The sequence below is a fragment of the Scytonema sp. PCC 10023 genome, assembly GCF_963920835.1.
GTDB lineage: Bacteria > Cyanobacteriota > Cyanobacteriia > Cyanobacteriales > Nostocaceae > Kalymmatonema.
Genome location: NZ_CAWUDP010000270.1, coordinates 1 through 1,894 on the forward strand (window position 1 = coordinate 1; position 1,894 = coordinate 1,894).

Consider the following 1,894-nt stretch of genomic DNA (forward strand, 5'->3'; position numbering starts at 1 on the left):
GTCTTCAGGAGGTTTGTCTTCAGGAGGTTTGTCTTCAGGAGGTTTGTCTTCAGGAGGTTTGTCTTCAGGATCTAATGTATTCATAGTAACTTCTACAGCAGTAGACCTGTTAATAATAGTGAATCTAGTTAGTATAGATGCGTTAGAAATATTTTGCCTTATACAATTAATATCTTTTTTATCATTAGGCACTATCCTGAGGGCAAAATATTCACATATAAAATTCACCGGATATTGAATATTGATATTAGCATCATTTTCTTCATCTTTATTTCTTATAGTTAAGATACTTTTAGCAATATCCTCGCTAAGTGAAAATAAACACGTGTCGCCATCACTATTTTGTAAGACATGTGCTTCATTTAATTTACAAAAATCAGAGTTGATAAAAGATTGTGCGCTAACTTGTAAAGGATAAAACAGTATCGGTATAATTAAACACACGCAATATAATAACGCTACATTTTTTTTCACGATTCTTCTCACAATTCAGATCTAACATCATAAAAACTATTAATTATTATATATCTAAAACTTATTAGACATCTCCGAAATAGTAGCGTTTTGTGAAGACTATAATAGTGTATTTTTACACCAATTTTATGAGTTCAGTACTGGAACACATCGAAGCGAATCCCCAATAAACCCAACGATTAATTGGGTTGGGTTATCCTGAGCTACAAATATTACTTCAAAATGCCGAACGACTACACCACGAAAAACAAGCCTTATTAGAATCAAATAAAATTAGAATTATTTCGGGTGGAGGTGGTCGTAAACCTAAACTATCAATTAAAGAGCAAATAATTTTAACCTTGGTCTATCTTAGACATATGATCACATTCCAACTGCTTGGTATTCAGTTTGGAGTAAGTGAGTCCACAGCAAATGATACATTTAATTATTGGTTACCAATTCTGAGGGAATTGCTACCATCGAGTTTAATTGAACAAGTAAAAAAAACGAATCTGACTATGAGATAATTAAAGAAATACTCACAGACTATGAATTAATTGTAGACAGCTATGAACAAGTGAGGGAAAGACCAGGAGACAATCAAGAGCAAGAAAAGTATTACTCTGGTAAGGCATGTAAACATACATTTAAAAGTCAGATAATTATTTTACCAGATGCAAGGGATATTGTTGATGTTATCGCTGGAGAACCTGGACCAAAAAGTGATATAAATTTGTTTCGAGAAAATCGCGATAAATTTGAGCCAAAACAAAAATTTAAGGGAGATTTGGGGTATCAAGGAGAAGGTTTAATTGACACTCCAAAGAAAAAACCCAAAAATGGTAAGTTAACAATTGACCAGAAAGAAGAAAACAAGGAGTTTTCATCAAAGCGAGTATTTGTTGAACACCGAATTCGTTCAGTCAAAATATCCCGAGTTGTCCAAGAAAGATTTCGGCTAAATTCTAAAAAGTATGAACAAGTAATTTTGACAATTTGTGGACTAGTAAGATTACGAATTAGGGCACTTATATTACCATCAGAAATACATCCCATCTCCTCAGATTGAAATTAATGCATATAACTACATATTTTTGCCCTGTTATTATTAGTAACTATTTCAAATCCCTATTTCACCGTCAAGACTAGCTAGTTAGCAATGCTTGCATTTACGCTTTACAAGCTAGTCACAGCAAAGCTTTGAGATTTTTTGGAGATGTCTATTATTTTGAGACTAGGACTCAGTACTGTGGGGGCACACAGGAACTTACGCTTGGGGAGATTTGCCCTCTTGGGCACTTGGTGAGAGCCTGCTGTCTAACGGCGAGTCAGGGAACCAAGAATCCCCTAGCCTTTAGGCAGGGGAGTGTCAATCATCGGTATAACTAGTACAATACGGCGCAAGTTTAGATAGGGTTATGCTGCCAAAAGCTTACCC

The 1,894-nt window shown here is 34.8% G+C and carries 2 protein-coding genes and 2 pseudogenes; 3 read left to right on the forward strand and 1 reads right to left on the reverse strand.

Going from position 1 to position 1,894, the window contains the following annotated elements; all coding sequences use genetic code 11:
• Window positions 1–474, reverse strand: a pseudogene (locus tag ACM0OZ_RS48600) (hypothetical protein); the annotation flags it as partial.
• A 188-nt stretch (window positions 475–662) separates the two neighbouring features.
• Here ACM0OZ_RS48600 and ACM0OZ_RS48605 point away from each other — a divergent pair.
• The 3 genes and pseudogenes from ACM0OZ_RS48605 to ACM0OZ_RS48615 form a co-directional block, all read left to right on the forward strand.
• Window positions 663–983: a helix-turn-helix domain-containing protein gene (locus ACM0OZ_RS48605; RefSeq protein WP_414590116.1), complete on the forward strand. Its 321-nt coding sequence runs from the start codon at window positions 663–665 to the stop codon at window positions 981–983.
• Window positions 984–1,033: 50 nt separating this feature from the next.
• Window positions 1,034–1,525, forward strand: coding sequence for a transposase family protein (locus tag ACM0OZ_RS48610; protein ID WP_414590117.1), 492 nt, complete (start codon window positions 1,034–1,036; stop codon window positions 1,523–1,525).
• A 156-nt stretch (window positions 1,526–1,681) separates the two neighbouring features.
• A pseudogene (locus tag ACM0OZ_RS48615) lies at window positions 1,682–1,814 on the forward strand (RNA-guided endonuclease TnpB family protein); the annotation flags it as partial.
• Between the last annotated feature and the right edge of the window lie 80 nt (window positions 1,815–1,894).